The 3,342-nt window shown below is 68.4% G+C and carries 4 protein-coding genes and 1 pseudogene; 3 read left to right on the top strand and 2 right to left on the bottom strand.

All coding sequences use genetic code 11. The features are described from left to right. Positions 1-750 (top strand): TetR/AcrR family transcriptional regulator (locus AC3XYG_RS31400; protein WP_489143816.1); only part of this gene is annotated, 750 nt, incomplete at its 5' end. A gap of 18 nt (positions 751-768) precedes the next feature. Here the strand turns inward: AC3XYG_RS31400 and AC3XYG_RS31395 are convergent. Then, positions 769-1,437, bottom strand: a complete 669-nt coding sequence (locus AC3XYG_RS31395; RefSeq protein WP_489143815.1) for a nitroreductase family protein — start codon at positions 1,435-1,437, stop codon at positions 769-771. Positions 1,438-1,553: 116 nt separating this feature from the next. Here AC3XYG_RS31395 and AC3XYG_RS31390 point away from each other — a divergent pair, with 116 nt between their 5' ends. Both AC3XYG_RS31390 and AC3XYG_RS31385 read left to right on the top strand, forming a co-directional pair. Next, the gene (locus AC3XYG_RS31390; RefSeq protein ID WP_489143814.1) at positions 1,554-2,219 is read left to right on the top strand and encodes a GntR family transcriptional regulator; all 666 of its coding nucleotides are present in this window, start codon (positions 1,554-1,556) and stop codon (positions 2,217-2,219) included. 74 nt (positions 2,220-2,293) lie between these two features. Beyond that, positions 2,294-3,154 carry an SDR family oxidoreductase gene (locus tag AC3XYG_RS31385; RefSeq protein WP_489143813.1) on the top strand — a complete coding sequence of 287 codons (861 nt, stop codon included), beginning with the start codon at positions 2,294-2,296 and terminating at the stop codon, positions 3,152-3,154. A gap of 16 nt (positions 3,155-3,170) precedes the next feature. Here the strand turns inward: AC3XYG_RS31385 and AC3XYG_RS31380 are convergent. Then, positions 3,171-3,342: pseudogene (locus AC3XYG_RS31380) on the bottom strand (hypothetical protein); the annotation flags it as partial.

The raw sequence follows: 3,342 nt of genomic DNA, 5'->3' as shown, positions 1-3,342 counted from the left end.
CCGCGCGTTGCCGGTCAAAATCGATGGTCGGAACGGCGAGGAAAACGAATGGCAGCCAAGCGCAGCGGCGCCCGGGGCAAACGGTCTCAGCCGATCGGTGAGCCACCCCTGCCCGGGCAGGAGCCGCGCAGTGAAGCGTCTCTCTCCCGGGACCGTATCGTGGCGACCGCGATCGAATTGCTGGACGCCCAAGGCCTTGATGGATTGACGATGCGCCGGCTGGCCGACCGGCTCGGCTCAGGCGTGATGAGCCTCTATTGGCACGTTGACAACAAAGAGGATGTCTTCGATCTGGCGCTCGACTCGGTGCTCGATTATCGCGGACCGCGGCCGACAGCGGAGCATCAGGATTGGCGCGGAGACGTCATTCATCTGCTCGAAGACTGGCGCGCCGGCATGCTGTGCCATCCCTGGTCGGCATCGCTGCTGCCGCGCCGGGCGCTCGGCCCGAACATGCTTCGTCGGCTGGAACTGCTGAGCAGGACCTTGTCCGGCGCCGGCGTCGCGGACGCGGATCTGAACGCTGCGATATGGTCGCTCTGGAACTATGTGATGGGCGCCACCATCACCCGGGCGAGTTTCGACCTCTCGGACGACGACATGGCCGCCGGGCAGCAGCGCCTGACCCATCTCAGCGAACGCTATCCCACAATCGAACGCTCCCGGCTGCTGCTGGACAATGATTGGGACGGCGCCTTCCGGAAAGGCCTCGGCTTTTTGCTCGACGGCCTCTCTCCAAGATCAGGCTGAACGATGGTTGACCGCCGGCTACCGAAAGCTGGCGATCTCCTCCAGGCTCTTCTTCACCTTGGCGTGCTGGGGCACGGTCGCGTGGTCGGCCGGCCGGCCAACGATGAGCAGGATGACGGGCTTCTCGGTCTTCGGCCGTTCCAGGATCTCGGTCAGGAAGCTCATCGGCGCCGGCGTGTGGGTCAACGTCGCCAGCCCGGCATGGTGCAGGGCCGCGATCAGGAAGCCGGTGGCGATGCCCACCGATTCCGGGACGTAGTAGTTCTTGCGGAGCCTCCCGTTCTCGATGCCGGAGCGCTGGGCGAAGATCACGATCAGCCAGGGCGCCGTCTCCAGGAAGGGCTTGTTGGCATCGGTGCCGATCGGCGCCAGGTCGGACAGCCACTCCTCCCCAGCGCGGCCCTCGTAGAACTGCCGCTCCTCCGCCTCCGCCGCGGCCCGGATCCGCGACTTGATCGCGGGGTCGCCGACCACCGCAAAATGCCAAGGCTGGTGGTTGGCGCCGCTCGGCGCCGTGCCCGCCGCGCGCAGGCAGGCCTCGATCACCGTGCGCGGCACCGGCGTGTCCGCGAACTCCCGCACCGTGTGGCGGCGGCGGATCTCGGCATAGAAATCCTCGGCGCGGTCGCGCATCTCCGCATCGGTGAAGGCCATGCGGTCGGGCAGGGGCACGGGAACATAGGACACGGCAGACACTCCGATTGATACGCAGACGATATAGACAGTCAATATTGTCTGTCAATCGACGCGGGCGATTTTTCCTGCTACGACCGCAATCACGGAAGCGAGCGGCAGGATTCGGCATGGCGGTGGTTGAGAGCGCGGGCTCCTCGGTGCTCGACGTGGTGGCGCAGCTGGTGGCGGCGGTGCGGAACGGACAGCTCGCCCCCGGCCAGCGCCTGGTCGAGACGGACTATGCCAGGCGGCTCGGCGTGGCCCGCACCACGATCCGGGAGGCGTTCCAGCGGCTCGAGGTCGAAGGACTGCTGTCGCAGGAGCGGAACCGCGGCTTCCAGATCCGCGTGCTCGACCGCCAGGCGCTGCAGGAGATCTATCAGGCGAAGGGGGCGCTCGACGCGCTGGCGGCCCGGCTGGCCGCCCCGCAGGTCGCCGCCGATCACCGCGGGCTGGATGAGATCCAGGCCGGGCTCGAGGCCGCGCGTGTCAGGTCGAACATGCGCGACTTCACCCGCCTGAACCAGGAGTTCCACGACCGGATACGGCTGATGTCGGGCAATGCCCTGATCGGCCGGATGCTGGCCACGCTGGAACGGTCGGCCTATCACTATCAGTTCCGCCTGCTGATCGACACCGAGCGGGTGTTCGCCACCCAGGACGACCATGTCCGGATCCATGCGGCGCTGGTCGCCGGCGACGGCGCGGCGGCAGGGCAGGCGGCGGCGGACCATGTCCACAACACCCTGGACCATCTGATGCAACTGCCCGACTCGTTCTTCGGCCCCGCCTGATCGCACAGGTTGCACAGGATGGCCCGCCGAGGTCAGTCTGGGCCGATCGCGCAACAGGCCCCGAGGAGAGTCGCGTGGACAGTGTCGTCGTCACCGGTGCGTCGACCGGCATCGGCCGGGCCGCGACCAAGGCCCTGCTGGCGAAAGGCTTCCGGGTGTTCGGCAGCGTGCGCCGTCCGGCCGATGCCGGCAGCCTGGTCGCGGAGTTCGGCGCGAATGTCGTGCCGCTGCTGTTCGACATCACCGATGCCGCCGCCGTGGCCGCGGCGGCGGGTGAGGTCGGCGCGGCGCTGGGGCAGGGGAGTCTTGCCGGGCTGGTGAACAATGCCGGCATCGCCGTGCCCGGGCCGCTGCTGCAGATCCCAATCGACGAGCTGAGGCGGCAGCTGGAGGTCAATCTGGTCAGCCAGCTGGCCGTGACCCAGGCCTTCGCGCCGCTGCTGGGCACCGATCCAGCCCGCACCGGGCGCAAGGGCCGCATCGTCATGGTGTCGTCGGTCGGCGGCCGCCGCGCCATGCCGTTCAACGGCCCTTATTCCGCGTCCAAATTCGCGCTCGAAGGCCTGTCGGAAAGCCTGCGGCGCGAGCTGATGCTGGTCGGCATCGACGTGGTCGTCGTCGCGCCCGGCACCATCGAGACGCCGATCTGGGACAAGGCCGAGACGGTCGACCTGGCGCCCTTCGCCGGCTCGCCCTACGAAGCACCGCTGGTGAAATTCCGCGAATTCGCGCTGGCCATGGGTCGGCAGGTGCTGCCGGCCGACCGGGTCGGCGATGTCATCACCCGGGCGCTGACGGCGGCGCGACCCAAGGCGCGCTATGTGATCGCGCCGAGCCCGGTCGAGATCCTGCTGCAGACGTTGTTGCCGAGCCGGATGATGGACCGCATGATCGCCCACCGGCTGGGGCTGCGGCCGGCCACCCCTTCGACGTAGTCGTGGGGCCTGGGGCTCAGCTGGTGAAGTGCCGCCCAAGGCCCAGGCCGGCGAGCCCGCGGCGATAGGCGATCGAACTCCGGTCGGCGGCGATATGCGCCTCCGCCATCAGGTCGAGCGGCAGGTCCTCGGGGTGCTGGTTCTCCACGATCGCCCGGTCCTCCTCGAAGATGCGGCGGTTGAACTCG

The organism is Inquilinus sp. (assembly GCF_057815775.1).
This window is presented reverse-complemented; position numbering and strand designations above follow the sequence as displayed.